The sequence below is a fragment of the Aeromonas sp. 97A genome (genome assembly GCF_051919185.1).
GTDB lineage: Bacteria > Pseudomonadota > Gammaproteobacteria > Enterobacterales > Aeromonadaceae > Aeromonas > Aeromonas veronii.
Genome location: NZ_JBQBFF010000001.1, coordinates 3,491,318 through 3,517,500, shown reverse-complemented (window position 1 = coordinate 3,517,500; position 26,183 = coordinate 3,491,318). Strand labels below are relative to the sequence as shown.

20 protein-coding genes, 1 tRNA gene, 3 rRNA genes and 2 pseudogenes (1 of these 26 cut by a window edge) are annotated in these 26,183 nt (G+C 58.2%); 19 read left to right on the top strand and 7 right to left on the bottom strand.

The genetic code is table 11. From position 1 onward, the window contains the following. The 11 genes and pseudogenes from ACTG27_RS15955 to ACTG27_RS15905 all read left to right on the top strand — a co-directional run. Positions 1 to 1,416: ribosomal RNA gene (locus ACTG27_RS15955) — 23S ribosomal RNA — on the top strand; it begins 1,474 nt to the left of the window's first position. A gap of 79 nt (positions 1,417 to 1,495) precedes the next feature. Then, a 5S ribosomal RNA gene (gene rrf, locus ACTG27_RS15950) occupies positions 1,496 to 1,610 on the top strand. A gap of 46 nt (positions 1,611 to 1,656) precedes the next feature. Beyond that, positions 1,657 to 1,732 (top strand) — tRNA-Thr (locus ACTG27_RS15945). A 27-nt stretch (positions 1,733 to 1,759) separates the two neighbouring features. Beyond that, positions 1,760 to 1,874: ribosomal RNA gene (gene rrf / locus ACTG27_RS15940) — 5S ribosomal RNA — on the top strand. A 165-nt stretch (positions 1,875 to 2,039) separates the two neighbouring features. Then, positions 2,040 to 3,005, top strand: coding sequence for a transcriptional regulator EbgR (gene ebgR, locus ACTG27_RS15935; RefSeq protein ID WP_123174027.1), 966 nt, complete (start codon positions 2,040 to 2,042; stop codon positions 3,003 to 3,005). A gap of 321 nt (positions 3,006 to 3,326) precedes the next feature. Further along, the gene (gene ebgA / locus ACTG27_RS15930; RefSeq protein ID WP_439979949.1) at positions 3,327 to 6,407 is read left to right on the top strand and encodes a beta-galactosidase subunit alpha; all 3,081 of its coding nucleotides are present in this window, start codon (positions 3,327 to 3,329) and stop codon (positions 6,405 to 6,407) included. Next, positions 6,404 to 6,859 carry a beta-galactosidase subunit beta gene (locus tag ACTG27_RS15925; protein ID WP_439979948.1) on the top strand — a complete coding sequence of 152 codons (456 nt, stop codon included), beginning with the start codon at positions 6,404 to 6,406 and terminating at the stop codon, positions 6,857 to 6,859. The genes ebgA and ACTG27_RS15925 overlap by 4 nt, the downstream gene beginning before the upstream one ends. A gap of 102 nt (positions 6,860 to 6,961) precedes the next feature. Beyond that, entirely contained in the window at positions 6,962 to 8,407 is a 1,446-nt protein-coding gene (locus ACTG27_RS15920; protein WP_439979947.1) for an amino acid permease, read from the top strand. Positions 8,408 to 8,483: 76 nt separating this feature from the next. Continuing rightward, positions 8,484 to 8,822 carry a tRNA-binding protein gene (locus ACTG27_RS15915; protein WP_439979946.1) on the top strand — a complete coding sequence of 113 codons (339 nt, stop codon included), beginning with the start codon at positions 8,484 to 8,486 and terminating at the stop codon, positions 8,820 to 8,822. A 166-nt stretch (positions 8,823 to 8,988) separates the two neighbouring features. Next, positions 8,989 to 10,434 carry an amino acid permease gene (locus ACTG27_RS15910; RefSeq protein ID WP_040067598.1) on the top strand — a complete coding sequence of 482 codons (1,446 nt, stop codon included), beginning with the start codon at positions 8,989 to 8,991 and terminating at the stop codon, positions 10,432 to 10,434. A gap of 292 nt (positions 10,435 to 10,726) precedes the next feature. After that, positions 10,727 to 11,676: pseudogene (locus ACTG27_RS15905) on the top strand (bile acid:sodium symporter family protein). Between the two features lie 79 nt (positions 11,677 to 11,755). Here the strand turns inward: ACTG27_RS15905 and ovoA are convergent. Beyond that, positions 11,756 to 13,906 (bottom strand): 5-histidylcysteine sulfoxide synthase, encoded by a 2,151-nt coding sequence (ovoA, locus tag ACTG27_RS15900; protein WP_439979945.1) that lies wholly within the window; start codon positions 13,904 to 13,906, stop codon positions 11,756 to 11,758. A 395-nt stretch (positions 13,907 to 14,301) separates the two neighbouring features. Between ovoA and ACTG27_RS15895 the strand changes: the two genes are divergently transcribed. Further along, positions 14,302 to 15,024 carry a head GIN domain-containing protein gene (locus ACTG27_RS15895; RefSeq protein ID WP_439979944.1) on the top strand — a complete coding sequence of 241 codons (723 nt, stop codon included), beginning with the start codon at positions 14,302 to 14,304 and terminating at the stop codon, positions 15,022 to 15,024. Between the two features lie 50 nt (positions 15,025 to 15,074). On the opposite strand, the gene fghA is transcribed toward ACTG27_RS15895, so the two are convergent. Continuing rightward, a complete protein-coding gene (gene fghA, locus ACTG27_RS15890) occupies positions 15,075 to 15,911 on the bottom strand; it encodes an S-formylglutathione hydrolase (protein WP_123174019.1) in 837 nt (278 codons plus the stop codon). Between the two features lie 48 nt (positions 15,912 to 15,959). Further along, a pseudogene (locus ACTG27_RS15885) lies at positions 15,960 to 17,086 on the bottom strand (S-(hydroxymethyl)glutathione dehydrogenase/class III alcohol dehydrogenase). Positions 17,087 to 17,206: 120 nt separating this feature from the next. Here ACTG27_RS15885 and ACTG27_RS15880 point away from each other — a divergent pair. Next, on the top strand, positions 17,207 to 18,112 hold the full coding sequence (locus ACTG27_RS15880) for a LysR substrate-binding domain-containing protein (RefSeq protein WP_042055364.1): 906 nt from the start codon (positions 17,207 to 17,209) through the stop codon (positions 18,110 to 18,112). Positions 18,113 to 18,494: 382 nt separating this feature from the next. On the opposite strand, the gene ACTG27_RS15875 is transcribed toward ACTG27_RS15880, so the two are convergent. Together ACTG27_RS15875 and ACTG27_RS15870 are read right to left on the bottom strand one after the other, a co-directional pair. After that, on the bottom strand, positions 18,495 to 19,805 hold the full coding sequence (locus ACTG27_RS15875) for a type II toxin-antitoxin system HipA family toxin (RefSeq protein ID WP_370547103.1): 1,311 nt from the start codon (positions 19,803 to 19,805) through the stop codon (positions 18,495 to 18,497). Then, positions 19,805 to 20,059, bottom strand: coding sequence for a helix-turn-helix domain-containing protein (locus tag ACTG27_RS15870; protein WP_370547102.1), 255 nt, complete (start codon positions 20,057 to 20,059; stop codon positions 19,805 to 19,807). The genes ACTG27_RS15875 and ACTG27_RS15870 overlap by 1 nt, the downstream gene beginning before the upstream one ends. A 538-nt stretch (positions 20,060 to 20,597) precedes the next feature. Between ACTG27_RS15870 and ACTG27_RS15865 the strand changes: the two genes are divergently transcribed. Beyond that, positions 20,598 to 21,215, top strand: a complete 618-nt coding sequence (locus ACTG27_RS15865; RefSeq protein WP_031227892.1) for a recombinase family protein — start codon at positions 20,598 to 20,600, stop codon at positions 21,213 to 21,215. On the opposite strand, the gene ACTG27_RS15860 is transcribed toward ACTG27_RS15865, so the two are convergent. Together ACTG27_RS15860 and intI1 are read right to left on the bottom strand one after the other, a co-directional pair. Continuing rightward, complete coding sequence (locus ACTG27_RS15860) at positions 21,212 to 21,535, bottom strand: hypothetical protein (protein ID WP_101778626.1); 324 nt, start codon at positions 21,533 to 21,535, stop codon at positions 21,212 to 21,214. The genes ACTG27_RS15865 and ACTG27_RS15860 overlap by 4 nt on opposite strands. 412 nt (positions 21,536 to 21,947) lie before the next feature. Continuing rightward, positions 21,948 to 22,961 (bottom strand): class 1 integron integrase IntI1, encoded by a 1,014-nt coding sequence (gene intI1 / locus ACTG27_RS15855; RefSeq protein ID WP_000845039.1) that lies wholly within the window; start codon positions 22,959 to 22,961, stop codon positions 21,948 to 21,950. A 144-nt stretch (positions 22,962 to 23,105) separates the two neighbouring features. On the opposite strand from intI1, the gene dfrA12 reads away from it, so the two are divergent. The 5 genes from dfrA12 (at position 23,106) to sul1 (ending at position 26,146) form a co-directional block, all read left to right on the top strand. Beyond that, on the top strand, positions 23,106 to 23,603 hold the full coding sequence (gene dfrA12, locus ACTG27_RS15850; protein ID WP_001083725.1) for a trimethoprim-resistant dihydrofolate reductase DfrA12: 498 nt from the start codon (positions 23,106 to 23,108) through the stop codon (positions 23,601 to 23,603). Between the two features lie 111 nt (positions 23,604 to 23,714). Beyond that, a complete protein-coding gene (locus ACTG27_RS15845; protein ID WP_001336345.1) occupies positions 23,715 to 24,005 on the top strand; it encodes a DUF1010 domain-containing protein in 291 nt (96 codons plus the stop codon). Between the two features lie 5 nt (positions 24,006 to 24,010). Continuing rightward, the gene (locus ACTG27_RS15840; protein ID WP_001206356.1) at positions 24,011 to 24,802 is read left to right on the top strand and encodes an ANT(3'')-Ia family aminoglycoside nucleotidyltransferase AadA2; all 792 of its coding nucleotides are present in this window, start codon (positions 24,011 to 24,013) and stop codon (positions 24,800 to 24,802) included. Positions 24,803 to 24,965: 163 nt separating this feature from the next. Further along, complete coding sequence (locus ACTG27_RS15835) at positions 24,966 to 25,313, top strand: quaternary ammonium compound efflux SMR transporter QacE delta 1 (RefSeq protein WP_000679427.1); 348 nt, start codon at positions 24,966 to 24,968, stop codon at positions 25,311 to 25,313. After that, entirely contained in the window at positions 25,307 to 26,146 is an 840-nt protein-coding gene (gene sul1 / locus ACTG27_RS15830; protein ID WP_000259031.1) for a sulfonamide-resistant dihydropteroate synthase Sul1, read from the top strand. Before ACTG27_RS15835 ends, sul1 begins: the two co-directional genes overlap by 7 nt. The last annotated feature ends 37 nt before the right edge of the window (positions 26,147 to 26,183 follow it).

Here is a 26,183-nt window from a genome sequence, read left to right as displayed (position 1 = left end):
CCAGGCAAATCCGGAGACACAACACTGAGACACGAGACGAACACACTACGGTGTGGAAGCCATTGATGCCCTGCTTCCAGGAAAAGCCTCTAAGCTTCAGATTACAAGTCATCGTACCCCAAACCGACACAGGTGGTCGGGTAGAGAATACCAAGGCGCTTGAGAGAACTCGGGTGAAGGAACTAGGCAAAATAGAACCGTAACTTCGGGAGAAGGTTCGCTCCTGACAGTGAAGTCCCTTGCGGATGGAGCAGTTGGGAGTCGCAGTGACCAGATGGCTGGGACTGTTTATCAAAAACACAGCACTCTGCAAACACGAAAGTGGACGTATAGGGTGTGACACCTGCCCGGTGCCGGAAGGTTAATTGATGGGGTTAGCGCAAGCGAAGCTCTTGATCGAAGCCCCGGTAAACGGCGGCCGTAACTATAACGGTCCTAAGGTAGCGAAATTCCTTGTCGGGTAAGTTCCGACCTGCACGAATGGTGTAACCATGGCCATGCTGTCTCCACCCGAGACTCAGTGAAATCGAATTCGCCGTGAAGATGCGGTGTACCCGCGGCTAGACGGAAAGACCCCGTGAACCTTTACTACAGCTTGGCACTGAACATTGAACCTACATGTGTAGGATAGGTGGGAGGCTTTGAAGGCGTGACGCCAGTTGCGCTGGAGCCGTCCTTGAAATACCACCCTTGTATGTTTGATGTTCTAACGCAGGGCCCTGAATCGGGCTCGCGGACAGTGCCTGGTGGGTAGTTTGACTGGGGCGGTCTCCTCCCAAAGAGTAACGGAGGAGCACGAAGGTTGGCTAATCCTGGTCGGACATCAGGAGGTTAGTGCAATGGCATAAGCCAGCTTAACTGCGAGACGGACAGGTCGAGCAGGTACGAAAGTAGGTCATAGTGATCCGGTGGTTCTGAATGGAAGGGCCATCGCTCAACGGATAAAAGGTACTCCGGGGATAACAGGCTGATACCGCCCAAGAGTTCATATCGACGGCGGTGTTTGGCACCTCGATGTCGGCTCATCACATCCTGGGGCTGAAGTCGGTCCCAAGGGTATGGCTGTTCGCCATTTAAAGTGGTACGCGAGCTGGGTTCAGAACGTCGTGAGACAGTTCGGTCCCTATCTGCCGTGGGCGTTGGATGATTGAAGGGAGTTGCTCCTAGTACGAGAGGACCGGAGTGAACGAACCTCTGGTGTTCGGGTTGTCACGCCAGTGGCACTGCCCGGTAGCTAAGTTCGGAATCGATAACCGCTGAAAGCATCTAAGCGGGAAGCGAGCCCTGAGATGAGTCATCCCTGACCCCTTGAGGGTCCTAAAGGGCCGTTGGAGACCACAACGTTGATAGGTGGGGTGTGTAAGCGCGGCGACGTGTTGAGCTAACCCATACTAATTACCCGTGAGGCTTAACCATACAACACCCAAGAAGTGTTTCTGGCCTTGTAGCGAATGAACGAATTACTTACATCAGCTTTCTCAGATTGAAGAATTTGCCTGGCGGCCATAGCGCCGTGGAACCACCTGATCCCATGCCGAACTCAGAAGTGAAACGCGGTAGCGCCGATGGTAGTGTGGCATTCGCCATGCGAGAGTAGGACACTGCCAGGCACCCAATTTCAAGATTACGCCCAGCGTGGTCTTTACCGGTTAGTGTGCTGATATGGCTCAGTCGGTAGAGCGCATCCTTGGTAAGGATGAGGTCCCCAGTTCGATTCTGGGTATCAGCACCATTTTCAAGTTAGTTTTAAAAGCTTTTGCCTGACGGCAATAGCGCCGTGGAACCACCTGATCCCATGCCGAACTCAGAAGTGAAACGCGGTAGCGCCGATGGTAGTGTGGCATTCGCCATGCGAGAGTAGGACACTGTCAGGCACCTATTTAGAAGAGGCCTCCCATTCGGGAGGCCTTTTTGCATTTCTGTGTTCCAAAAATCTGCCATGCCATCGGGATTTTAGTAAAAGTGCTGGGCTATCAAGGGATTGCCCGTTACTCTTTAGCCGTTGCCGATTAACACGTGATGCTGCCAGCGAGGTATTGATGGCTACGTTGAAGGAAATTGCACAGGAAGCGGGAGTTTCTCTCGCCACGGTATCCCGGGTACTGAACGAGGATCCCAGCCTGAGCGTCAAGGAAGAGACCAAGCAGCGGATCTTCGAGATTGCCGAACGGCTGGAGTACAAGACCAGCAGCGCCCGCAAGGGGGTACACAAGAGCAAGCTGCACTTTCTGGTGGTCTATGCCTATCCCCAGAGTACCGAGGTCAACGACCCTTACTATCTCGCTATCCGTTATGGCATCGAGACCCAGAGTGCCCGCCTCAATATCGAACTGACCCATCTCTACAACTGTGGTGAAGGGCGTGAATTGAGCGCCGTGGATGGCATTCTGGTAGTCGGTACCCTAACAGCCGAACGTCTCGTCCAGCTAAGGGCTTGTTCTGGCCAGCTGGTGTTTGTCGACTGCCGTTCACAGGGAGAGTTCGACTCGGTCGATGTGGATCTCGCCCTGATCAGCCAGCAAGTGGTGGATTATTTTATCGCTCAGGGACACCACCGCATCGGTTATATCGGTGGCCAGGATGAGAATCCGGATCTGCGCGAACTGGCCTTCCGGGATTATGGTCAGCGGCTGGGGGTGGTGCAGGAAAGCGATCTCTATCGTGGGGACTTCTCCAGCGCTTCCGGCTACCAGTTGGCGAAGGAGATGCTGGCAGGGGATTGGCCCAAGGCGCTGTTCGTCGCCTCCGACTCCATCGCCATCGGTGTGCTGCGTGCCATTCACGAGAAGGGGCTGGCGATTCCCCAGCAGATCGAGCTTATCAGCGTCAACGATATTCCGACCGCCAAGTTCACCTTCCCGCCGCTCTCCACGGTGCGGATCCACTCCGAGTTGATGGGCTCCCAGGGGGTCAATTTGCTGGTTGAGCGGCTGCGAGACGAGCGTGATATTCCACTCCGGGTGCTGGTACCGAGCAAGCTGACCCTGCGTGGCACCACCCGCTGATTTTAGTAAAAAATTCTGCTTTTTAGTCGCACCATCTTGCGGTGGTGCGACACCTCTCCCAAGCAAACCTCTTTCCTATATCATCCCATAACGTCATATCATATTGTTTTATAGTTGATTTTATTGCAGCTCAGCCAACTGCTATCAACATCCATGCCACTCATCCATATCTTGCCCTCCTTTATCTCCTGCTTCTGATCTCGCTCACAAAACCATCTGTTCATTGTGATTAGGTTAAAACTTTACCAATTCAAAGCTGATATTTAGTAAATGTTTATCTAGAGTTTACCCAGTCAAAGTTGCCTTGTTCCGGGAGGACATGTGAATAACTGGGAAAACGTCCAATTCGTTGGTGAAAACAGGCTGGCCCCGCGCGCCTACTTCTTCTCTTATGCCGACCACGCGCTGGCGGCCACCATGCAGCGCGAGCTGAGCCGCCGTTTTCTGAGCCTTGGCGGCCAGTGGCAGTTCCACTACTTCGACCACCCCCTGCAGGTGCCGGAGGCCTTCTATCACAGCCCCATGAGCGAGTGGGGCCAGATCACCGTGCCCAACATGTGGCAGATGGAAGGGCATGGCAATCTGCAGTACACCGACGAGGGTTTTCCCTTTCCCATCGACGTGCCCTTCGTGCCGACCAACAACCCCACCGGTGCCTATCAGCGCAGCTTCACGCTGAGCCCGGCCTGGGATGGGGAGCAGGTGATCATCAAGTTTGACGGGGTGGAGACCTACTTCGAGGTCTATGTGAACGGCCACTATGTCGGCTTCAGCAAGGGGAGCCGTCTCACCGCCGAGTTCGATATCAGTGCCTACGCCAACATTGGCGAGAACCTGCTGTCAGTGCGGGTGATGCAGTGGGCCGACTCCACCTATATCGAAGATCAGGACATGTGGTGGATGGCGGGGATCTTCCGCGATGTCTATCTGGTGGGCAAACCGGCCGCCCATGTGCAGGACTTCTTCATCCGCACCACGCTGGCCGATGACAATCAGAGCGCTACCCTGAGCTGCGATATCCAGCTGGAAAATCTGGGGGCGGCAGCCCGTGAGCACCGTCTGGTCTGGTCACTGCTGGATCAGGGCAGCGAGATCGCCAGTGGCACACTCGACCATCTCGCCATCGACGGCAAGTGTGATTGCCGCTTCACGCTGGATCTGGCCAATCCCCATCTGTGGAGCGCCGAAGATCCTTACCTCTACCAGCTGCAACTCTCCCTCTACAACGGTCGGGGTGAGCTGCTGGAAGTGATCCCGCAGCGAGTCGGGGTGCGTGAAATCAAGGTCAAGGATGGCCTCTTCTACGTCAACGGCCACTACCTCAAGCTGCACGGGGTGAACCGTCACGACAACGACCACCTCAAGAGCCGCGCGGTCGGTATGGACCGAGTAGAGCGCGATATCGTGTTGATGAAGCAGCACAACCTCAACTCGGTGCGCACCGCCCACTACCCGAACGACCCGCGCTTCTACGAGCTGTGCGACCAGTACGGTCTGTTCGTGATGGCGGAGACCGACGTGGAAACTCACGGTTTTGCCAACGTCGGCGATCTCAGCCGCATCACCGACGACCCCTTCTGGGAGCCGGTGTTCGTGGATCGCATCGAGCGCCATGTTCACGCCCAGAAGAACCACCCCTCCATCATCATCTGGTCGCTCGGCAACGAGTCCGGCTACGGCTGCAACATCAAAGCCATGTACCAGCGCTGCAAGGGGATCGACCCGACCCGGCTGGTGCATTACGAAGAGGATCGCGATGCCGAGGTGGTGGATGTGGTGAGTACCATGTACTCCCGGGTCTCCCAGATGAACTGCTTCGGCGAGTTCCCGATGGCGAAGCCGCGCATTATCTGCGAATACGCCCACGCCATGGGCAACGGCCCGGGTGGCCTCAGCGAATATCAGCAGGTGTTCGACCGTCATCCCCACATTCAGGGTCACTACATCTGGGAGTGGTGCGATCACGGCATTCTGGATCAGGACGAACAGGGCCGCCCCGTCTACAAGTACGGCGGCGACTACGGCGACTACCCCAACAACTACAACTTCTGCATGGATGGCCTCATCTATCCGGATCAGACCCCGGGGCCTGGCCTGCGCGAATACAAGCAGGTGATCTGCCCGGTCAAGGTGCGCGCTCTGGATCTGGCGAGCGGCAAGCTGGCGGTGGAAAACCGCTACTGGTTCTCCACTCTCGACGATATCCGCTTGCGGGTCGAGGTGAAGGCCGAGGGCGAACTGCTGGCCAGCCAGCAAATCCGGCTGGAAGGGATTGCCCCCGGTGCCACCACAGAGCTGCAACTCGAACTGCCATCCCTCGATGGTAGGGAAACCTTCGTCCAGCTGCGGGTCATCAAGGCCACCGCCACCCGCTATAGCGCGGCGGAACACGAGCTGGGCCAGTACCAGTTCCAACTGAAGGCATCGACTCGCCAGCTGCAGCCCTTTGCCAACCCCAACGCCACTGCGTTGCAGATTGCCGACGAGCGCCTCGCGCTGACCTTGAGCGGCAGCGGCAGCGGCTTCGCCCTGAGCTTCTCGCGCCTCGACGGCAAGCTGGTGAGCTGGCAGCAGGATGGTATCGAGCTGATTGAGCGCTCGCCGCGCCTCACCTTCTTCAAGCCGATGATCGACAACCACAAGCAGGAGTACGAGAGCCTGTGGCACCCGAACCACCTGCAGATCATGCAGGAGCACTTCCGCACTCTGAGCTGGCGTCAGCTGGGCGAGGCGGTCGAGGTGACGATCGAGAGTCTGATCGCGCCGCCGGTGTTCGACTTCGGCATGCGCTGCCGCTACGTCTATACCCTTAGCCCGAACGGCCAACTGCACGTGGCGCTGTCCGGTCAGCCCTACGGCGGTTATGACGACATCATCCCCAAGATCGGCTTCGAGCTGGGCATTCGTCAGGATCTCGACCGGGTGCACTACTACGGCATGGGGCCGGGCGAAAACTATCAGGACAGCCGCCAGAGCAACTGGATCGACAGCTTCCAGAGCACAGTCAGCGAGATGTGGGAGCACTACCCCTTCCCGCAGGACAACGGCAACCGCCAGCAGGTGCGCTGGGCGACCCTGACCAACCGCCACGGCGCCGGTCTCTACGTGCGGCCCGATGCCCCCGTCAACCTGAGCGTCTGGCCCTACAGCTGGGAGCATATCCACGCGGCGCAGCACATCAACGAGCTGGAACCGAGCGGTTATCTCACCCTCAATCTGGATCACAAGGTGTTGGGGCTGGGTTCCAACTCCTGGGGCTCCGAGGTGCTGGACTCCTGGCGGGTGCGCTTCGAGCCGTTCAGCTTCGGCCTGACCCTGCTGCCCATCGCCCGTGGCAACCTCAATCCGGCTGCGCTGGCCGGGCTCGATCTCACCATCAACGGCGGGAGGAACCTCGCATGATCACCCTGGACAACCTGACCCTGTTCAAAAACATCTACCGGGAGGGCAAGAAGTGGGGCCGCTGCGTGGAGGCCATCAACAACCTGCCGAACCTCAAGCCCGGCATCTGCCACTCCATCGGTGACTCCCTCACCTACCGCTTGCAGGAGGGGGCCAGCCCGGCCACCTCGTTGTTCGAGGGGCAGCGCCGCTACTTCGACGTCCACTACTACCTGGAAGGAGCTGAGACGGTGGAGTGGGCCCCCAAATCGGAGCTGGCGGTCGAGCAGGCTTATGACGACACCACAGACCGCGAGTGGCTGGCCGGTGAGGTGCGTGAGCGCCAGCGGGTCGGCAACGGGCAGGTGGTGATCTTCGAGAACGACGAGGCTTACAGGTTTGTCGGCGACGGGCCGGTGCGCAAGGTGATCATCAAGGTCACCGTCGAAGGCGGCTACTTCAAGAACAAATAACAAGCCGCCGGTTCTGCACTGATAAAAGCCGGAAGGGCGGGGCTCACCCTACAACCCATGCCCCGCTCTTTCGCTAGATAACTACAGGTCTGGAGATGCACCATGTCTGATTCCAAACGCAATACGATAGGCAAGTTTGGTCTGCTGTCGCTCACCTTCGCGGCGGTATTCAGCTTCAACAACGTCATCAACAACAACATCGAAATCGGTCTGGCCTCGGCCCCGATGTTCTTTCTGGCCACCATTTTTTACTTCATTCCGTTTTGCCTCATCATTGCGGAATTTGTGTCACTGAATAAGAACTCCGAAGCGGGGGTTTACGCCTGGGTGAAGAGCTCCCTCGGCGGTCGCTGGGCCTTTATCTCGGCCTACACCTACTGGTTCGTGAACCTGTTCTTCTTCACCTCGCTGCTGCCTCGGGTCATCGCCTACGCCTCCTATGCCTTCCTCGGCTACGAGTACATTCTTACCCCGGTGGCGACCACGGCATTGAGCATGGTGCTGTTCGCCTTTGCCACCTACGTCTCCACCAACGGCGCCAAGATGCTCGGCCCCATCACCTCTGTGACCTCGTCCCTGATGTTGCTGCTGACCCTCTCCTACATTCTGCTGGCGGGTGCGGCACTGGTGGGCGGCGTGCAACCGGCTGACCCCATCACGGTAGAGGCCATGGTCCCCGATTTCAGCTGGGCCTTCCTGGGTATTACCACCTGGATCTTTATGGCGGCCGGTGGCGCCGAGTCGGTGGCGGTCTACGTCAATGATGTGAAGGGGGGCTCCAAATCCTTCGTCAAGGTGATCATCATCGCCGGGATCTTTATCGGCGTGCTCTACTCCATCGCATCGCTTCTGATCAACGTATTCGTGCCGAGTGGCACCCTGAAATATACCGGCGGTTCGGTGCAGGTGTTTGAAGGGCTGGCGGCCTACTTCGGCTTGCCGGAGATCCTGATGAACCGCTTCGTCGGTCTGGTCTCCTTCACCGCCATGTTCGGCTCTCTGCTGATGTGGACGGCGACCCCGGTGAAGATCTTCTTCTCCGAGATCCCGGCCGGCATCTTCGGCAAGAAGACGGTCGAGCTGAACGAGAACGGCGTGCCCGCCCGCGCAGCCTGGATCCAGTACCTCATCGTGCTGCCGCTGATGGTGATCCCGACCCTGGGCTCCAACACTGCGCAGGATCTGATGAACACCGTCATCAACATGACCGCTGCCGCTTCCATGCTGCCGCCGCTGTTCATCATGCTGGCTTACCTCAATCTGCGCCTAAAGCTCGACCACCTGACGCGGGATTTCAAGATGGGTTCGCGCACCACCGGCATCACCGTGGTGTCGGTGCTGATCGCCATATTCTCGGTGGGCTTCCTCGCCTCCACCTTCCCGACCGGTGCCGACATCATGACCATCATCTTCTACAACGTCGGCGGGATCGTGATCTTCCTCGGCTTCGCCTGGTGGAAATACAACAGATACGAGGCCTCCCTCAGTGCCGAAGCGCGCGCCAAAGAGGCCCAGCCGGCGGCGCAGGTTGCCATGCAGACGCCATAGGCACGGCTTTTAATCCCAATCAAACCGGGTGGCCGTTGGCCACCCGCAAACCGTTGAACCAGAAAAGGAAAAGAGCATGAGCGAGACGATCGAGTTTGCCGAATTCAAACGGGTCGAGATGAAGGTGGGCAAGGTACTGGAGGTGGCGCGTCACCCCGGGGCCGACAAACTCTACATCGTCCAGATCGACGTGGGTGGCGAGCGGCCGCTGCAGACCGTCACCAGTCTGGTGCCCTATTACAGCGAAGAGGAGCTGATGGGCAGCGAGGTGGTGGTACTGACCAACCTCAAGCCCACCAAAATGCGCGGTGAGCGATCCGAGTGCATGTTGCTGTGCGCCGAGACCCCGGACGAGAGCCAGAGCGTGCTGTTGCAACCGCGGGTGCCGATGGCGCCGGGCACTCCGATCGTCTGAATGGTATTGCGAGCCGGTGCGGGAGACGGTACCGGTTCAGCAACGAGGCCGTGCACGCGGCCCGATCATAACAAGAGAGTAAAGCGCGGGGCCGACAGACCCTTGCCGAACACATCACAGAGTCACAGCGCTCCCCGCAGGGAGCGCAAGTCCACTGGAGGACACCATGTCTGAATCCGTACGCGGCACCATAGGCAAGTTTGCCTTGTTGTCGATGACCTTTGCCGCCGTGTTCAATGTGCGCAACATCGTCAACAACAACATCGAGCTGGGGCTCAGCTCCGCCCCCATCTTCCTGCTGGCGACCATCGTCTACTTCATCCCGTTCGTCTTCATCATCGCCGAGTTCGTCTCGGCCAATAAAAACTCCGAGTCGGGGATGTACGACTGGCTGAAAAAACCGCTCGGCACCCGAATGGCCTATCTGGGCTCGTTTCTCTACTGGTTCGTGAACCTGTTCTGGTTTGTCTCCCTGCTGCCCAACGTCATCGCCTATGCCTCTTACGCCATGCTGGGCTATGAGTACAGCTTCTCGCCCATGGTCACCTCGATCATCTCCATCGTGCTGTTTGCGGCGGCGACTCACATCTCCACCAAGGGGGCGAGCTGGCTCGGCAAGATTGCCGAGATCGTGGCCTACGGCGTCTTCGCCCTGTTCGCCATCTATGTGCTGGGCGCCCTGATGGCTCTGAGTGGGGATCATGTGCCAGCCCAGCCCATCACGCTGGAGGCGATGACTCCCACCGTCAACTGGGCGACGCTCGGCATCATGTGCTGGATCTTCCAGGCGGCGGGCGGTGCCGAGACCGCAGCGGCCTACCTCAATGACGTCAAGGGCGGCCAGAAGTCCTTCATCAAGGTGATCATCAGTGCGGGTATCGTCATCGGTGCCATGTATGCGGTCGGTTCCCTTTTGGTGAACGTGTTCGTACCGCGCGAGAGCCTCACCTATGCCGGCGGCATGGTGGAGATCTTCACCGGCATGGCGCAGTATTTCGGGCTCTCCGAGGCGCTGGTGGGCCGCTTCGTCGGCGTGGTGCTGTTCATCGCCATGTTCGGCTCCATGATGATGTGGACTTCGGCGCCGGTGAAGATCCACTTCTCCGAGATCCCGCAGGGGGTTTACGGCGAGAAGACCACCCAGCTCAACGAGCACGGCGTGCCGGTGCGCGCCGCCTGGTGGCAGTTTGTCTTCGTGTTCGCGATGCTGGTGGTCAACGGCTTCGGCTCCGAGTCGGTGCAGCAGATGATGAACACCGCCATCAACCTCACCGCCGGCACCGCCATGTTGCCGCCGATCTTCATCATGGTGGCCTACTTCGTGTTCCGCTGGAAACATGACGACACCCCCCGTGACTTCCGCATGGGGTCGCGCAAGTTCGGGATGGGCGTGGTGTCAGTGCTGATCGCCATCTTCGTGGTGAGCATGAGTGCCTCCGCCTTCCCGGCCGGGGTGGATCTGGTGCGCGCCTTCTTCATCAACGTCTTTATGACCGCGGTCTTCTCGGCGCTGGCCTACTGGTGGATCTCCCGCTTCGAGAAGCGGCAGGCCCGCAAGCTCGCCGGCAATGAGAAGAAAACCGGCAACGGCAAGCTGGCCAGCCAGCGCTGATCGGCTGGGTGAAAAAGCGGAACGGGCGGCTTGGGTCGCCCGTTTTTTATCCATTTCGCGCCGGTTTGGCGCTATCTGGCCGCGGGTCATCAACTTCCGCTATTCGACAAAGCAAAGGCGTTAAGCATTGATGAACAATTAACCGCTGCACAACGTTGCGCCGCTTCGATATCGAGGTAAGCTGGAGGTTCGTTTTAGCGGGAGGTGCCAGACATCTCCCGCTCTGTTTCTTGTCCTCCCCAATCCTGACTGCCGCCACGGCAGCAGGATGCCCTTCTGATGGAGACCTTTCGTGCGTCTGGATCCCTTTACTGTTGTGCTGATTGCGGTGGTCACCCTGGCCTCCCTCTTTCCCTGCGAGGGTCAGGTGGCCGTCTGGTTCGGTCTGCTGACCAAGCTGGCGGTGGCGCTCCTGTTCTTCATGCATGGCGCCAAGCTGTCGCGCCAGAACCTGCTGGCGGGCCTCGGTCACTGGCGGCTCCATCTGGTGGTGATGCTCAGCACCTTCGTGCTATTTCCGCTGCTGGGGCTGCTGCTCACGCCGCTGGTACCGAGCTGGCTGAGCCCGGCCATCTACCTCGGCTTCCTCTATCTCTGTGCCCTGCCTGCCACCGTGCAGTCGGCTATCGCCTTCACCTCTATGGCGGGGGGCAATGTGTCGGCGGCGGTGTGCAGCGCCTCGGCCTCCAGCATCCTCGGCATCTTCCTCTCGCCGGTGCTGGTGGGGATGATGATCCACGTGCAGGGGGAGGGGATCGACACCTGGCACTCCATCCAGTCCATCATGATGCAGCTGATGCTGCCGTTTGTGGTGGGCCACCTGTCGCGTCCGCTCATCGGTCGCTGGGTCGATAGCCATCGGCCGCTCATCGGCAAGCTGGATCAGAGCTCCTTCTGCTGGTGGTCTACGTCGCCTTCAGCGAGGCGGTGGTACAGGGGATTTGGCACCAGGTCGGCTGGTACGATCTGGCCAGTATCGTGCTGCTGAGCTGCGTCTTGCTGGCGCTGGTGCTCTGCTGGAACGTCTGGATCAGCCGTCGCCTCGGCTTCGACAAGGCGGACGAAATCACCATCGTCTTCTGCGGTTCCAAGAAGAGTCTCGCCAACGGGGTGCCGATGGCCAACGTCATGTTCCCGGCCGCCAGCGTCGGGATGATGGTGCTGCCGCTGATGATCTTCCACCAGATCCAGCTGATGGTCTGCGCCGTGCTGGCCCGCCGCTATCACGAGCAGGGGCATTGATACTCGCGCCGTTTTTATTGCCATAACAAGAGGGAGGCCCGTTGGCCTCCCTCTTCTCATCTGCATGCCGACCGGCGTGCTAGCGTTTGCGCCAGACGGTGAGCTGCGCCACCGTGTGCTGGTATTTGCGGGCGGTCTCGCGGATGACGAAAGGCACATCCCGGGGCGGGCAGTGCTCCTCGAACTCCGCCGCCAGTAGCCGTTGCAGCGCCTGATAGGTGGTGAGCGCCTCGCCGTTTTCACGAATGCCGCCGAGCCAGTTGGAGGGCGGGGTATATTCCGCCAGCCAGGTATAAGGGCTGGTGAGCACCAGCAGGCCACCGCTGCGCAGCCGGGGGGCGATATCCCGCAGGAAGCGAGCGGGCTCCCGCAACCGATCGATCAGGTTGGAGGCGAGCACCAGATCGTAGTGGTCATATTTGGGCTTGAGGTTGCAGGCATCCCCCTGACTGAAGTGGATGCGCTCAGCCTGACTTGCCCCCAGCCCGTGGCTCGACAGGCGCGCCTCGCAATACTCCACCAGTTCACCCTCCAGCGGAATGGCGTAGCGGAAACTGTCCTGGCTGGCGAGGGCCAGCGCCACATCGATGAAGCGGGCCGAGTAGTCGACCCCGTCCACATGCTGGAAGTGGCGAGCCAGTTCGAAACTGGCGCGGCCGGTGGCACAGCCGATATCCAGTGCCCGCTGGTGGTTGCTGCACAGCTCGCCAGCAAGATCAGCAAGCGTCTTGGCGTAGTTGGCTACCCCGAAGTGGCTCGGGCCGTACTGGAAGTCGAGGTACTGGGCTACGAGCGTGTCGGTTTCATAGGGATTCACGATAACGGGTTCCTGATAACGGGAGACCAGATAGCGGAAACCCGCATGCTGGAAGAAGTGACGCCGGAAGGCGTAACGGGATGATTTGAGCGCTTCGTTACCTGTGCTGATCCAGCTGCCACCCTTGATCAGGGTGTGCTTGCCATCAAAGGTGGGGGTCGAGAAGTCGTCGTAGAGCGGGTGGATTTTAAAGCCGTCGAAGCCATCGATGGCGGTGCTGGTCCACTGCCAGACATTGCCCACCAGATCGAAGAACTCCCCTTGCGGGCAGGCATCCACCGGGCAGGAGGAGGCAAAACGGGCCAGATTGATATTGCCGGGGGCCTGTGTCCAGTCCGGCTGATCGCCGGGTAGCTGCTCGCGCAGCAGCATCCACTCCGCCTCGCTCGGCAGCTGGATGGGGAGTCCGGTCCGAGCCGCCTTCCAGCGACAGAAGGCAGCCGCTTCCAGCTGATTCACCTCGACCGGCCAGTCCCAGGGCATGGCGACCTGCTCGGTCATCAGCCGCAGCTGCAGTTGTTCGGGCTTGGTGGAATCACCCACCCAGAAGGTGGGCATCTGCGCCCTGGCATACTGACACCAACCCCAGCCTTCCTCATCCCACCACGGTTGCTGGCCGTAGCCGCCCGCCTGGACGAAGGCGAGGTACTCGGCATTGCTCACCAGCATGCGGCTGGCCTGAAACGGGGCCAGCTCGATCTGGCGCTCGCCATATTCGTTGTCCCAGCCGTAGGTGGCGTCCTGCTTGCCAAGGCGCACCTTGCCGCCGGCCACCGGCAGCAGACTGTTGGCGGGTACCTGATCAATGCGGTGGCGGGCTTCAGTGCAGGCGGGCCAATAAGGCTGCGGCCGCACCCTGGCGAGCGGCAACTGGCGGATCAGCACGCTGGAGGTCTCGAGGTGGATGCGCTCGTGCTCTATCCCCATCAGGATCACCCAGGCCGGACTCTGCCAGTCGATGGGCAGAGTGAGCGGCATCTGGCGAATAAAATCGCACACCAGCGAACGGACTTTGGCCCGATAGCTGCGCAGCTCGCTGACTTTGGGCCAGTCGTAGTGGGTCTCGTCCAGATCGTCCCAGCTCATCTCGTCCACCCCGATGGCGACCATGGCCTCGATGCGGGCATCCAGCCGCTGGTCGATCAGGCGCGCCGCCAGCAGCTTGTTGATGAAGAAGGCGGCGGTGTGGCCGTAGTAGAAAATGAGCGGGTGGCGCAGCGGGATTGCCTTGTTGAACCAGGCCCGCTCATCGGCCAGACAGTCGAACAGCGAGTCGTAGAGATCGAAGGTCTGGCAGAAGTAGGTGAGCAGCTCGCGCCGTTTCTGCTCGGGCTCGCTGCCGGTCAGCAACGGGGTGCGAGTCGGCTCCGGCAGACCGGTGGCAGTGGAATAGAGAGGGCTTGCTTGGGTCACGCTCTGACTCCTTGTTGGCAGTGAAGACTGACAAGACAGTGGTAATGACATTACCGCAATGGAGAGCTTGGTACGCACGAAGTACCACTATTGGCTCAACAGACCGGCAGGGCAATCCAAAACTTCCATGGCTTGTCAGCGTAGCGACCGGCAGGACGGCTCGCCAGCCAGCTCTCCACCTGCCTGTTAGGGGATGGTCAGATTCGCCAAATGGTGGTCTAAATGGCTCTTTTTAATGCGTACCACTTCTTACTGTTGATTTTATTTTTATTGAAAATCATATAGTTAACTTCTGGCATGGCCATTGCTATCTGTGGTTTCATACGGCCTCTATTTTTGTGGTTTCGAACAGGTCCTGTTAGGTGGCTTATCAATAAATAAAAAGGAGAACAGTTATGCGGTGGATGATTGGCGTCTTGGTGGCGTTGGTGATGGGAGGTTGCAACGTCTTTGCCGACACCGAGATCAAGGGGGAAGGTGTCCCGGTCGAGCGCCAGCAGGCGCTGGGCGAGCGGGTGACCCGGGTGCTGGCGGGAACTCCAGCTACACTCCATCTGGTGGCGGGGGAGCAGCGCGGGATCCTGATCAAGGGGCAGGCAAATCTCTTGCCGTATCTGGAGCTGACCGAGCGCGGCAGCAAGCTGGAGATCGAGGTGAAGGATGGTTACCGACTGCGGCCTACCGAACCGCTGGAGATCACCATCACCCTGCCAGAGCTCAGTGAAATGGCGCTGGCAGGTACCGGCAACGGCGATCTGAGCGGCTTCAAGGGGGATTCGTTGGTGCTGTCGGTGGCCGGTACCGGTGACATCGTCGCCAGTCAGCTGGAGCTGAAACGGCTGGAAGGGAATATCGCTGGCACTGGCAGTCTGGAGCTGGGCAGCGGTTCGGCACAGGCCATCGAGCTGAACATTGCCGGATCTGGTGATGTGCTCGGGAGCGAGATGCGCGGCAACGAGGTAGAGGTCAATATCGCCGGCAGCGGTGATGTGGCGGTGCGGGCGCAGGAGACGCTGAAAGTCGGCATCGCCGGTTCAGGCAACATCGCCTACTGGGGCGATCCCAAGGTAGAGCAGCAGATCGCAGGCTCCGGCGGCGTGACCCGCGCGGGCAGCTGATATCAACCGATCACCACAACTGAAACAGGCCCGCAACGGGCCTGTTTTGATCAGAGGTGGCGGGCGTGAAAGCGCAGGTGCGCCTCGATAAAGCTCGCCACGAAGTAGTAGCTATGGTCATAGCCCTCGTGGCGGTTGAGCTCCAGCGGCCACTCCTTGCTGGCGGCCACTTCGGCCAGCGCATCGATATGCAGCTGCTCGGCGAGGAAGGGATCATCCAGCCCCACATCCACCAACGTTGGTAGCGGTGTAACCGGCTGGTGGCGCAGCAGCTGGCAGGCATCCCACTCCTGCCACAGCAGCGGATTGCTGCCGAGGTAGGCACCGAGCGCCTTCTGGCCCCAGGGGCAGCGGCTTGGATGGCAGATCGGGCTGAACGCCGACACCGAGCGGTAGCGACCGGGCTCTCGCAACGCGGCGATCAGCGCACCGTGACCGCCCATGGAGTGGCCGCTGATGGCGCGTCGGGTCGAGACCGGGAAGTGGGTCTCTATCACATCGGGCAGCTCGCGGGTGACGTAGTCATACATCTGGTAGTGAGCCTGCCAGGGGCTCTGGCTGGCATTGACGTAAAAGCCTGCTCCCATGCCGAGGTCATAACCGGGGTCGTCCGCTACGCCGTCACCGCGGGGGCTGGTGTCCGGCGCCACCAGGGCGATGCCAAGCTCGGCGGCGATGCGCTGGGCGCCCGCCTTCTGCATAAAGTTCTCATCGGTGCAGGTGAGGCCGCTGAGCCAGTAGAGTACGGGCACCTTCTGGCCGGTGAGGGCCTGGGGCGGCAGATAGATGGCAAAATTCATCTCGCAGCCGAGCACGCTGGCGTGGTGGCGATAGCGCTTGTGCCAGCCGCCGAAGCTCTTGTTGCTGCTGATAATCTCCAGATTCATCGAAGGACTCCTGTACCCCGCCCACGATGGCGGGCGGGGCGATCATGCTCAGTAGTGGATGACGGTGCGGATGCTCTTGCCTTCATGCATCAGATCGAACGCCTCGTTGATCTGCTCAAGCCCCATGGTGTGAGTGATGAAGTCATCGAGACGGAACTCGCCCTGCATGTAGCGCTGCACATAGCTCGGCAGTTCGCTGCGACCGCGTACCCCGCCGAAGGCGCTGCCGCGCCAGACCCGACCGGTCACCAGCTGGAACGGACGGGTGCTGATCTCCTGACCCGCTCCGGCCACGCCGATGATGACCGACTCGCCCCAACCCTTGTGGCAGCACTCCAGCGCCGCACGCATCACCTTGACGTTGCCGATGCACTCGAAGGAGAAGTCGACGCCGCCGTCGGTCAGCTCGACGATCACCTCCTGAATCGGTTTGTCGTAGTCGTTCGGGTTGATGCAGTCGGTGGCGCCCAGCTTGCGGGCCAGCTCGAACTTGCTCTCGTTGATGTCGATGGCGATGATGCGACCGGCCTTGGCCAGACGAGCCCCGATCACCGCCGAGAGGCCGATGCCCCCCAGACCGAAGATGGCGACGCTCTCACCCTCTTTCACCTTGGCGGTGTTCATCACGGCGCCGATGCCGGTGGTGACGCCACAACCGAGCAGACAGACCTCTTCCAGCGGGGCGGCCGGGTCCACCTTGGCGATGGAGATCTCCGGCAGTACCGTGTATTCGCTGAAGGTGGAGGTGCCCATGTAGTGATAGATGGGCTGGCCATCTTTCGAGAAGCGGGTGGTGCCGTCCGGCATCAGCCCCTTGCCCTGGGTGGCGCGGATCTTCTGGCAGAGGTTGGTCTTGCCGGATTTGCAGAATTTGCACTCGCCGCACTCGGGGGTGTAGAGCGGGATCACGTGATCCCCACCTTGACGCTGGTGACCCCTTCGCCGACCGATTCGACGATGCCGCCCCCTTCGTGGCCGAGAATGCAGGGGAAGACCCCTTCCGGATCTTCACCGGAGAGGGTGAAGGCATCGGTGTGGCAGACACCGGTAGCGACGATGCGCACCCGCACCTCGCCCGCTTGTGGCGGCATGACTTCCACCTCTTCGATGGAGAGGGGCTGACCCGGACCCCAGGCGATGGCGGCTTTACACTTGATGCTTTGAACCTGCGTCATAAATGACATCCTTCTTGTTGAGCAGGGTGAACAGAGATGAGTTTGGGCATTCAGTGTAGTTTCCCGCTTATTTGGTGATAATAAGGCGAAATCTGAAATCACTTTTACACACAGGTAATAATGTTCGGCTGGGAAGGGATCTGTGAATTTGTCAGCGTGGCGGAGCAGGGGGGCTTTACCCCGGCGGCGCGCAAGCTGGGAGTGTCGGTGGCGCAAGTGAGCCGTCAGGTGGCACAGCTGGAAGATCGGCTGCAGGCCAAGCTGCTGCTGCGCACCACCCGCCAGGTGCGGCTCACCGAGCTTGGCGAGATCTACTATCGCCACTGCCGTCAGCTGCTCGACAACCTCTACGAGGCGGAGCTGGCGGTGGGGCGCCATCAGGCGGTGCCGCAGGGCACCCTGCGCATCACGGCCCCCGTCTCCTACGGCGAGAGCCGCATCGCCCCGCTGGTGAATGACTTTATGGTGCGTTTCCCCCAGCTGGAGGTGACCCTCAACCTCACCAACCAGCTGCTGGATCTGGTGCATGAGGGTTACGATCTGGCGCTGCGGCTCGGCCATCTCAAGGATTCGACGCTGGTGGCGCGCAAGCTGGCGCAGCGGGTGCCCTATGTCTGCGCCTCACCGGCTTACACCGCCCGCCACGGCATGCCCAACAGCCTCTCCGAGCTGACCCGCCACACCTGTCTGGTGGGCAATAGCGACGAGTGGCACTTCACCCTGGATGGCCGCCCCCACAGCGTGCGGGTGCGCGGATTGTTGCAGTGCAACAGTGGCCATGCCCTGCTGGATGCGGCGCTCAAGGGGATCGGCATCATCCAGCTGCCGGACTACTACGTGAGTGACCATCTGGCCCGGGGGGAGCTGATCGAGCTGCTGCCGGAACTGCGAGCGCCGGCGGAGGGGATCTGGGCCCTCTATCCCCACAACCGCCACCTCTCCCCCAAGGTACGGCTGCTGGTTGACTATCTGGCCGAACGGCTGAGCGACCCGCACCAACCGGCACTGGTGATGCCTATAGGCTAGGGCGTCTCTCGCTCGTTGGCTCACTGGTGGAAATCTCATGGCCAGAAAATAAAAGAGCCCTTGAGGAATCAAGGGCTCTTTTGCAGGCAACAACCGGATAGTCAGCGACCCATCATTCGATGTTCTGGATCTGATTGCATGATGTGGTGTTAATTTTTATAAAAATCAAATGCATGGTGTAATTTTTATTATTTTTTAAGAAAAAACTACCCAAAGTACTACCCAGGCAATGGTGATAGCCCCTGTTTATGTTGAACCATCCCCACGCAGGCCAAGTAGAGGTGGGAAAAGTGGGAAACCGGGAAAATTGGGCCTAGATATAAGGTTGCAATGGTTGGTGCTTATGTTTTGTCTCTGGCCAGGATTCGTTTCACTTGGTTGACTACCGAGTTAAACGCTGCGCTCTGGTGCTGAGCCCATCCAGAATCGAGTCCGCAATCTGGGCGGGAAATGTATCTGGTAACTGCTGACGGACGGCCGAGATCACTTCATCCAGACTACTGGCCATTTCGTTTAGGATCACTTCCATTTGAACCCTTTCAAATCCAACCGCTTTGGCAGTCTGATAGAAATGGCGAGGAAATATCTGCTCTATCGCATATTTCTTGCCCTTAGTCGCGGTCAGGCCCATCGCCAGCTTTGCATCGCGTGGGTGTAGACCTCGGCCGCCAAACACTGGATAGACAGATAGGATGTCGTAAAAAGGGGTCAGGCGAAAACGCCCTTCCGGTTCAATAAAGACCGAGAAGTTCTTTGCATGGCCATCGGTGGCCGCCAGCAGCCAGAACAGCACCTGAGATTTCATGAACAGGTAGCGATCCTGTTCTGGTGTCGCAGAGCCCAGCAAGGTTTTCATGATGTCAGTGATCCCCGGTCCTCCATGGCTCTCGTATTTCCGTGCTGACGGAACATTCAATACCTGACAGAAATCTTCTTGGGGAAGGCGCATGATCCAACTGCGATCGGCAGCGTAACGTCTGTCGAAGCGTTCCACAGCCAGTGCTTTGACCTGGCCAACCTGCATCATGAAGCAGTGAGGTACGGGTAGACCAAACTCCTTGGCAATCAGAGTGCAGAGATATTCGTTTTCTACGCTCTGGGAGAGGTCTATCGAGTAGGAGTGGCTTTCAATCTTGCCAATAGGGAGTTTGATAATGTGGGTTGTCGGCGTTGCGTTGAGTGGCAAGTACCAACGGCCATCGAGATAGAGCAGCGCTGTCTTTTCTTGCGCTCCGGCGATAGAGATCCGGAACTCCTCTTGCTCTCTGACCATCCCCAAAGGGATTCCTGATTTGTAGCTGGTCAGGATCTGCTCGAGCTCGCCATCGGAAAGTGCTTTGTAGTCGATTCGCCTGACATCTGGAACGTCGTGCCCTTCGGTAACCAGCTGTAATGCCCCTACGCTATCCTGGCCAATGCAACTGAGCAGATCGAAGGGCTGAGTTGATGCCGCTTGATAGCGTGCTACAACCCTGTTCCTCACCTCCATATTATCTGGCAGCAGGTTATCGAAGAAGTTATAGGCTTCATCGCCCCGGTAGGCCTGATGGCGCAATGGCATGGAAAGTGAGATGGGACGGCTGCCCGGTTGTGCCAGCCATGACTCATGGTACTGAAACTGATGGGCGCCGCTGGTAGTTTTGGTGAATGTGCCTACCCGATAGCCGTTCATGTAGACAGCCAGATTGGCCATTACCACTCCTCCTTCCAGCCCGATGCCGGACTATCGGATGACTCATTGCGGGGTTTGATGTCCAGTGACAATTCGAGTGATGCGAGGATCTTGAACAGGGTTTCCAGCTTGGTGGACTCAGGATTGAGTTCGAAGCTGGAGACTGTGTCTTGCCTAATCCCCACTTTCTCGGCCACTTTGCCTTGAGAGAGCTTTTGAGAAAGCCTGGCATCCTTGATACAGGCGCTCAGCTGCTTGGCGCTGGTTACTTTCATGATTCGACAACCTGGTAGCGTGCCTTCTTCCAATTTACACGCTATGGCAGGTATATCAATATTTACCTGCTATAGAGGGTAAGTATCATTTACACGCCATAGGAGGTATTTAACATTTATCCCCTATAGCGGGTAAGAGAACCGCAGACGGGGAGATTACCAAGCCATGGGGTAAAGAACTGCCGCGCTGCGCTTGGCTGCTGGCTTGTTCGGTGAGTCGAAAAGATGACTCACCTCAAAGCCCAGCTTCTGTAGATTTCCTCCTTTGGCATCCCATTCAGCAGATCAGGAATAGTGAGCAACGTCGCTTAAATACTCAAATACAACTCAAAAGCGACTTTGTGATGACGAATCACACTTAAAGTTTGTGCTGTCAGATCAAAAGGCTATCGAAAGGTTGTGTTTCGATCGTCATGTGGTGGTTCTAAAAAGGTATACCCCATAAAAACCACTTAATACCCTCTCGAAAATCATATTGAAACCACTTATATTGAACCAATGATTGGGAACCAGTTTAAACAGACCGATGGGAGTTTCAATGTTCATACGGGCGTATTTACGTGCATCGACAGTGGAACAGGATGCTGAGCGGGCACGAGAGCTGCTGATTGGTTTTGCTGCTGAGCATGGCCATCAAATTGCCAGTTTCTATGTAGAGAATGAGTCGGGGGCGACGCTGGACAGGCCTGAGCTTATGAGACTGATCCGCGACGCTGCAGATCGTGACATTGTGCTGGTAGAGCAGATTGATCGTCTGGCCCGTCTCAATCAGACGGATTGGCAAACACTGAAGCAGCTTTTGGCACAGAAACAGCTCTCCATCGTTTCTCCTGAGCTTCCGACTTCCTGGGTGGCATTACAGGGGGACAGCCGCTCCGAGTTCACCAGCGCCATCTTGCAGGCTGTAAATGGCATGCTGTTGGATATGCTCGCAGCCGTCGCTCGTAAAGACTATGAAGATCGCCGTCGCAGGCAGCAGCAGGGTATTGCCAAGGCCAGGGATGAAGGGAAATACCGTGGTAGGCAGAAGGATGAGAAGAAGCGTCAGCACATCGCTAGGCTGTTGGTGACAGGCCACAGTTATTCCGTGATTCAGGAGATGCTTGGTTGCTCAAGGTACCTTATCGCCAGTGTGGCCAAGGAGACACGCAGTTAGCTCCAGAAGTAGTAATTTTTTATGACCGGCCCACCCTTGCGCTGTGGGCGTGGGGTTGTCTTGAGGGTTTTCGCTGTCCAGATGAGTGCGATGCTCAGCGCAGTGAACAGCCCGGCGGGCCAGTGCCAGCAGGTGAGTGCAGCAAGAGCCATTAACTGCAACCTGGCCGTGATGGGGCGCCTGGTGGCCCAGGCCAGTATTGGCCAGCACCAGTAAACCGGTGGCAGGCAGATCAGCAGCCATGCAAACACCGTGTCGCCAAGTGCCATCAAGCCCAGCGCAACCACCGCCATGAGGGCGATATCAGCGATCGGTTTCATGGTGTCTCTCTTTTGCATGCGCCTTGTAGCTATACAGACTCCACACGAAGACAAGCGTGAAGAAGGCCAGCAAGCCTACCATTCCCCAACTGAACGCATCCATCGTGTTACTCCACCAATGAACATGATTTCAGCATGGCACTGAAGGTCTTGGTATTCAATCAACTTATTGAAAATGTTGACTTTGTTCGTTCGTGGCAAAGTTGGAGTTGTCGTTTTCAGAAGACGGCTGCACTGAACGTCAGAAGCCGACTGCACTATAGCAGCGGAGGGGTTGGATCCATCAGGCAACGACGGGCTGCTGCCGGCCATCAGCGGACGCAGGGAGGACTTTCCGCAACCGGCCGTTCGATGCGGCACCGATGGCCTTCGCGCAGGGGTAGTGAATCCGCCAGGATTGACTTGCGCTGCCCTACCTCTCACTAGTGAGGGGCGGCAGCGCATCAAGCGGTGAGCGCACTCCGGCACCGCCAACTTTCAGCACATGCGTGTAAATCATCGTCGTAGAGACGTCGGAATGGCCGAGCAGATCCTGCACGGTTCGAATGTCGTAACCGCTGCGGAGCAAGGCCGTCGCGAACGAGTGGCGGAGGGTGTGCGGTGTGGCGGGCTTCGTGATGCCTGCTTGTTCTACGGCACGTTTGAAGGCGCGCTGAAAGGTCTGGTCATACATGTGATGGCGACGCACGACACCGCTCCGTGGATCGGTCGAATGCGTGTGCTGCGCAAAAACCCAGAACCACGGCCAGGAATGCCCGGCGCGCGGATACTTCCGCTCAAGGGCGTCGGGAAGCGCAACGCCGCTGCGGCCCTCGGCCTGGTCCTTCAGCCACCATGCCCGTGCACGCGACAGCTGCTCGCGCAGGCTGGGTGCCAAGCTCTCGGGTAACATCAAGGCCCGATCCTTGGAGCCCTTGCCCTCCCGCACGATGATCGTGCCGTGATCGAAATCCAGATCCTTGACCCGCAGTTGCAAACCCTCACTGATCCGCATGCCCGTTCCATACAGAAGCTGGGCGAACAAACGATGCTCGCCTTCCAGAAAACCGAGGATGCGAACCACTTCATCCGGGGTCAGCACCACCGGCAAGCGCCGCGACGGCCGAGGTCTTCCGATCTCCTGAAGCCAGGGCAGATCCGTGCACAGCACCTTGCCGTAGAAGAACAGCAAGGCCGCCAATGCCTGACGATGCGTGGAGACCGAAACCTTGCGCTCGTTCGCCAGCCAGGACAGAAATGCCTCGACTTCGCTGCTGCCCAAGGTTGCCGGGTGACGCACACCGTGGAAACGGATGAAGGCACGAACCCAGTGGACATAAGCCTGTTCGGTTGGTAAGCTGTAATGCAAGTAGCGTATGCGCTCACGCAACTGGTCCAGAACCTTGACCGAACGCAGCGGTGGTAACGGCGCAGTGGCGGTTTTCATGGCTTGTTATGACTGTTTTTTTGTACAGTCTATGCCTCGGGCATCCAAGCAGCAAGCGCGTTACGCCGTGGGTCGATGTTTGATGTTATGGAGCAGCAACGATGTTACGCAGCAGGGCAGTCGCCCTAAAACAAAGTTAGCCATATGAACTCGGAATCAGTACGCATTTATCTCGTTGCTGCGATGGGAGCCAATCGGGTTATTGGCAATGGTCCTAATATCCCCTGGAAAATTCCGGGTGAGCAGAAGATTTTTCGCAGACTCACTGAGGGAAAAGTCGTTGTCATGGGGCGAAAGACCTTTGAGTCTATCGGCAAGCCTCTACCGAACCGTCACACATTGGTAATCTCACGCCAAGCTAACTACCGCGCCACTGGCTGCGTAGTTGTTTCAACGCTGTCGCACGCTATCGCTTTGGCATCCGAACTCGGCAATGAACTCTACGTCGCGGGCGGAGCTGAGATATACACTCTGGCACTACCTCACGCCCACGGCGTGTTTCTATCTGAGGTACATCAAACCTTCGAGGGTGACGCCTTCTTCCCAATGCTCAACGAAACAGAATTCGAGCTTGTCTCAACCGAAACCATTCAAGCTGTAATTCCGTACACCCACTCCGTTTATGCGCGTCGAAACGGCTAACCATTCCGTCAACGGGACGCCAAAATGCTGCGCATTTTGGTTCCCTCCGCTGCGCTCCGGCTCTCGTTACGTCCAACGTTAGCACCACTGAAACCCAGCTTTATTTAGCTCATGTTTATTCAAACGGCATTTAGCTTTTCAGGCGTTATTCAGTGCCTGTTTTGCCTTTTTTCCGGGCTTCGCCTGCATGGGCTGCGCAGGTTTTCAGTCTTTTTGGCCTCTAGCCCTTGCGTAGCAAGCGCAAGCAGCTATCGTTTTTGCAGTGCTGTGCCGCCTCGGTGGCGCAGCGTTTTTTCACGGTTAGCGCCCGTCGCCAAATTCAAGTTATCCGTTTTGGCTTCTGGTTCTAACATTTCGGTCAAGCCGACCCGCATTCTGCGGTCGGCTTACCTCGCCCGTTAGACATCATGAGGGAAGCGGTGACCATCGAAATTTCGAACCAACTATCAGAGGTGCTAAGCGTCATTGAGCGCCATCTGGAATCAACGTTGCTGGCCGTGCATTTGTACGGCTCCGCAGTGGATGGCGGCCTGAAGCCATACAGCGATATTGATTTGTTGGTTACTGTGGCCGTAAAGCTTGATGAAACGACGCGGCGAGCATTGCTCAATGATCTTATGGAGGCTTCGGCTTTCCCTGGCGAGAGCGAGACGCTCCGCGCTATAGAAGTCACCCTTGTCGTGCATGACGACATCATCCCGTGGCGTTATCCGGCTAAGCGCGAGCTGCAATTTGGAGAATGGCAGCGCAATGACATTCTTGCGGGTATCTTCGAGCCAGCCATGATCGACATTGATCTAGCTATCCTGCTTACAAAAGCAAGAGAACATAGCGTTGCCTTGGTAGGTCCGGCAGCGGAGGAATTCTTTGACCCGGTTCCTGAACAGGATCTATTCGAGGCGCTGAGGGAAACCTTGAAGCTATGGAACTCGCAGCCCGACTGGGCCGGCGATGAGCGAAATGTAGTGCTTACGTTGTCCCGCATTTGGTACAGCGCAATAACCGGCAAAATCGCGCCGAAGGATGTCGCTGCCGACTGGGCAATAAAACGCCTACCTGCCCAGTATCAGCCCGTCTTACTTGAAGCTAAGCAAGCTTATCTGGGACAAAAAGAAGATCACTTGGCCTCACGCGCAGATCACTTGGAAGAATTTATTCGCTTTGTGAAAGGCGAGATCATCAAGTCAGTTGGTAAATGATGTCTAACAATTCGTTCAAGCCGACCGCGCTACGCGCGGCGGCTTAACTCCGGCGTTAGATGCACTAAGCACATAATTGCTCACAGCCAAACTATCAGGTCAAGTCTGCTTTTATTATTTTTAAGCGTGCATAATAAGCCCTACACAAATTGGGAGATATATCATGAAAGGCTGGCTTTTTCTTGTTATCGCAATAGTTGGCGAAGTAATCGCAACATCCGCATTAAAATCTAGCGAGGGCTTTACTAAGCTTGCCCCTTCCGCCGTTGTCATAATCGGTTATGGCATCGCATTTTATTTTCTTTCTCTGGTTCTGAAATCCATCCCTGTCGGTGTTGCTTATGCAGTCTGGTCGGGACTCGGCGTCGTCATAATTACAGCCATTGCCTGGTTGCTTCATGGGCAAAAGCTTGATGCGTGGGGCTTTGTAGGTATGGGGCTCATAATTGCTGCCTTTTTGCTCGCCCGATCCCCATCGTGGAAGTCGCTGCGGAGGCCGACGCCATGGTGACGGTGTTCGGCATTCTGAATCTCACCGAGGACTCCTTCTTCGATGAGAGCCGGCGGCTAGACCCCGCCGGCGCTGTCACCGCGGCGATCGAAATGCTGCGAGTCGGATCAGACGTCGTGGATGTCGGACCGGCCGCCAGCCATCCGGACGCGAGGCCTGTATCGCCGGCCGATGAGATCAGACGTATTGCGCCGCTCTTAGACGCCCTGTCCGATCAGATGCACCGTGTTTCAATCGACAGCTTCCAACCGGAAACCCAGCGCTATGCGCTCAAGCGCGGCGTGGGCTACCTGAACGATATCCAAGGATTTCCTGACCCTGCGCTCTATCCCGATATTGCTGAGGCGGACTGCAGGCTGGTGGTTATGCACTCAGCGCAGCGGGATGGCATCGCCACCCGCACCGGTCACCTTCGACCCGAAGACGCGCTCGACGAGATTGTGCGGTTCTTCGAGGCGCGGGTTTCCGCCTTGCGACGGAGCGGGGTCGCTGCCGACCGGCTCATCCTCGATCCGGGGATGGGATTTTTCTTGAGCCCCGCACCGGAAACATCGCTGCACGTGCTGTCGAACCTTCAAAAGCTGAAGTCGGCGTTGGGGCTTCCGCTATTGGTCTCGGTGTCGCGGAAATCCTTCTTGGGCGCCACCGTTGGCCTTCCTGTAAAGGATCTGGGTCCAGCGAGCCTTGCGGCGGAACTTCACGCGATCGGCAATGGCGCTGACTACGTCCGCACCCACGCGCCTGGAGATCTGCGAAGCGCAATCACCTTCTCGGAAACCCTCGCGAAATTTCGCAGTCGCGACGCCAGAGACCGAGGGTTAGATCATGCCTAGCATTCACCTTCCGGCCGCCCGCTAGCGGACCCTGGTC

Excerpts from the sequence above, each read along its gene's own strand:
- ACTG27_RS15880 (WP_042055364.1), top strand. The coding sequence starts at position 17,207 with ATGTTCGGCTGGGAAGGGATCTGTGAATTTGTCAGCGTGGCGGAGCAG.
- ACTG27_RS15910 (WP_040067598.1), top strand. The coding sequence starts at position 8,989 with ATGTCTGAATCCGTACGCGGCACCATAGGCAAGTTTGCCTTGTTGTCG.
- ACTG27_RS15895 (WP_439979944.1), top strand. The coding sequence starts at position 14,302 with ATGCGGTGGATGATTGGCGTCTTGGTGGCGTTGGTGATGGGAGGTTGC.
- fghA (WP_123174019.1), bottom strand. The coding sequence starts at position 15,911 with ATGAATCTGGAGATTATCAGCAGCAACAAGAGCTTCGGCGGCTGGCAC.
- ACTG27_RS15870 (WP_370547102.1), bottom strand. The coding sequence starts at position 20,059 with ATGAAAGTAACCAGCGCCAAGCAGCTGAGCGCCTGTATCAAGGATGCC.
- sul1 (WP_000259031.1), top strand. The coding sequence starts at position 25,307 with ATGGTGACGGTGTTCGGCATTCTGAATCTCACCGAGGACTCCTTCTTC.
- ACTG27_RS15835 (WP_000679427.1), top strand. The coding sequence starts at position 24,966 with ATGAAAGGCTGGCTTTTTCTTGTTATCGCAATAGTTGGCGAAGTAATC.
- ebgR (WP_123174027.1), top strand. The coding sequence starts at position 2,040 with ATGGCTACGTTGAAGGAAATTGCACAGGAAGCGGGAGTTTCTCTCGCC.
- ACTG27_RS15875 (WP_370547103.1), bottom strand. The coding sequence starts at position 19,805 with ATGGCCAATCTGGCTGTCTACATGAACGGCTATCGGGTAGGCACATTC.
- ACTG27_RS15925 (WP_439979948.1), top strand. The coding sequence starts at position 6,404 with ATGATCACCCTGGACAACCTGACCCTGTTCAAAAACATCTACCGGGAG.
- dfrA12 (WP_001083725.1), top strand. The coding sequence starts at position 23,106 with ATGAACTCGGAATCAGTACGCATTTATCTCGTTGCTGCGATGGGAGCC.
- ACTG27_RS15920 (WP_439979947.1), top strand. The coding sequence starts at position 6,962 with ATGTCTGATTCCAAACGCAATACGATAGGCAAGTTTGGTCTGCTGTCG.
- ACTG27_RS15860 (WP_101778626.1), bottom strand. The coding sequence starts at position 21,535 with ATGAAACCGATCGCTGATATCGCCCTCATGGCGGTGGTTGCGCTGGGC.
- ACTG27_RS15840 (WP_001206356.1), top strand. The coding sequence starts at position 24,011 with ATGAGGGAAGCGGTGACCATCGAAATTTCGAACCAACTATCAGAGGTG.
- ACTG27_RS15865 (WP_031227892.1), top strand. The coding sequence starts at position 20,598 with ATGTTCATACGGGCGTATTTACGTGCATCGACAGTGGAACAGGATGCT.
- intI1 (WP_000845039.1), bottom strand. The coding sequence starts at position 22,961 with ATGAAAACCGCCACTGCGCCGTTACCACCGCTGCGTTCGGTCAAGGTT.
- ACTG27_RS15915 (WP_439979946.1), top strand. The coding sequence starts at position 8,484 with ATGAGCGAGACGATCGAGTTTGCCGAATTCAAACGGGTCGAGATGAAG.
- ACTG27_RS15845 (WP_001336345.1), top strand. The coding sequence starts at position 23,715 with ATGTTTATTCAAACGGCATTTAGCTTTTCAGGCGTTATTCAGTGCCTG.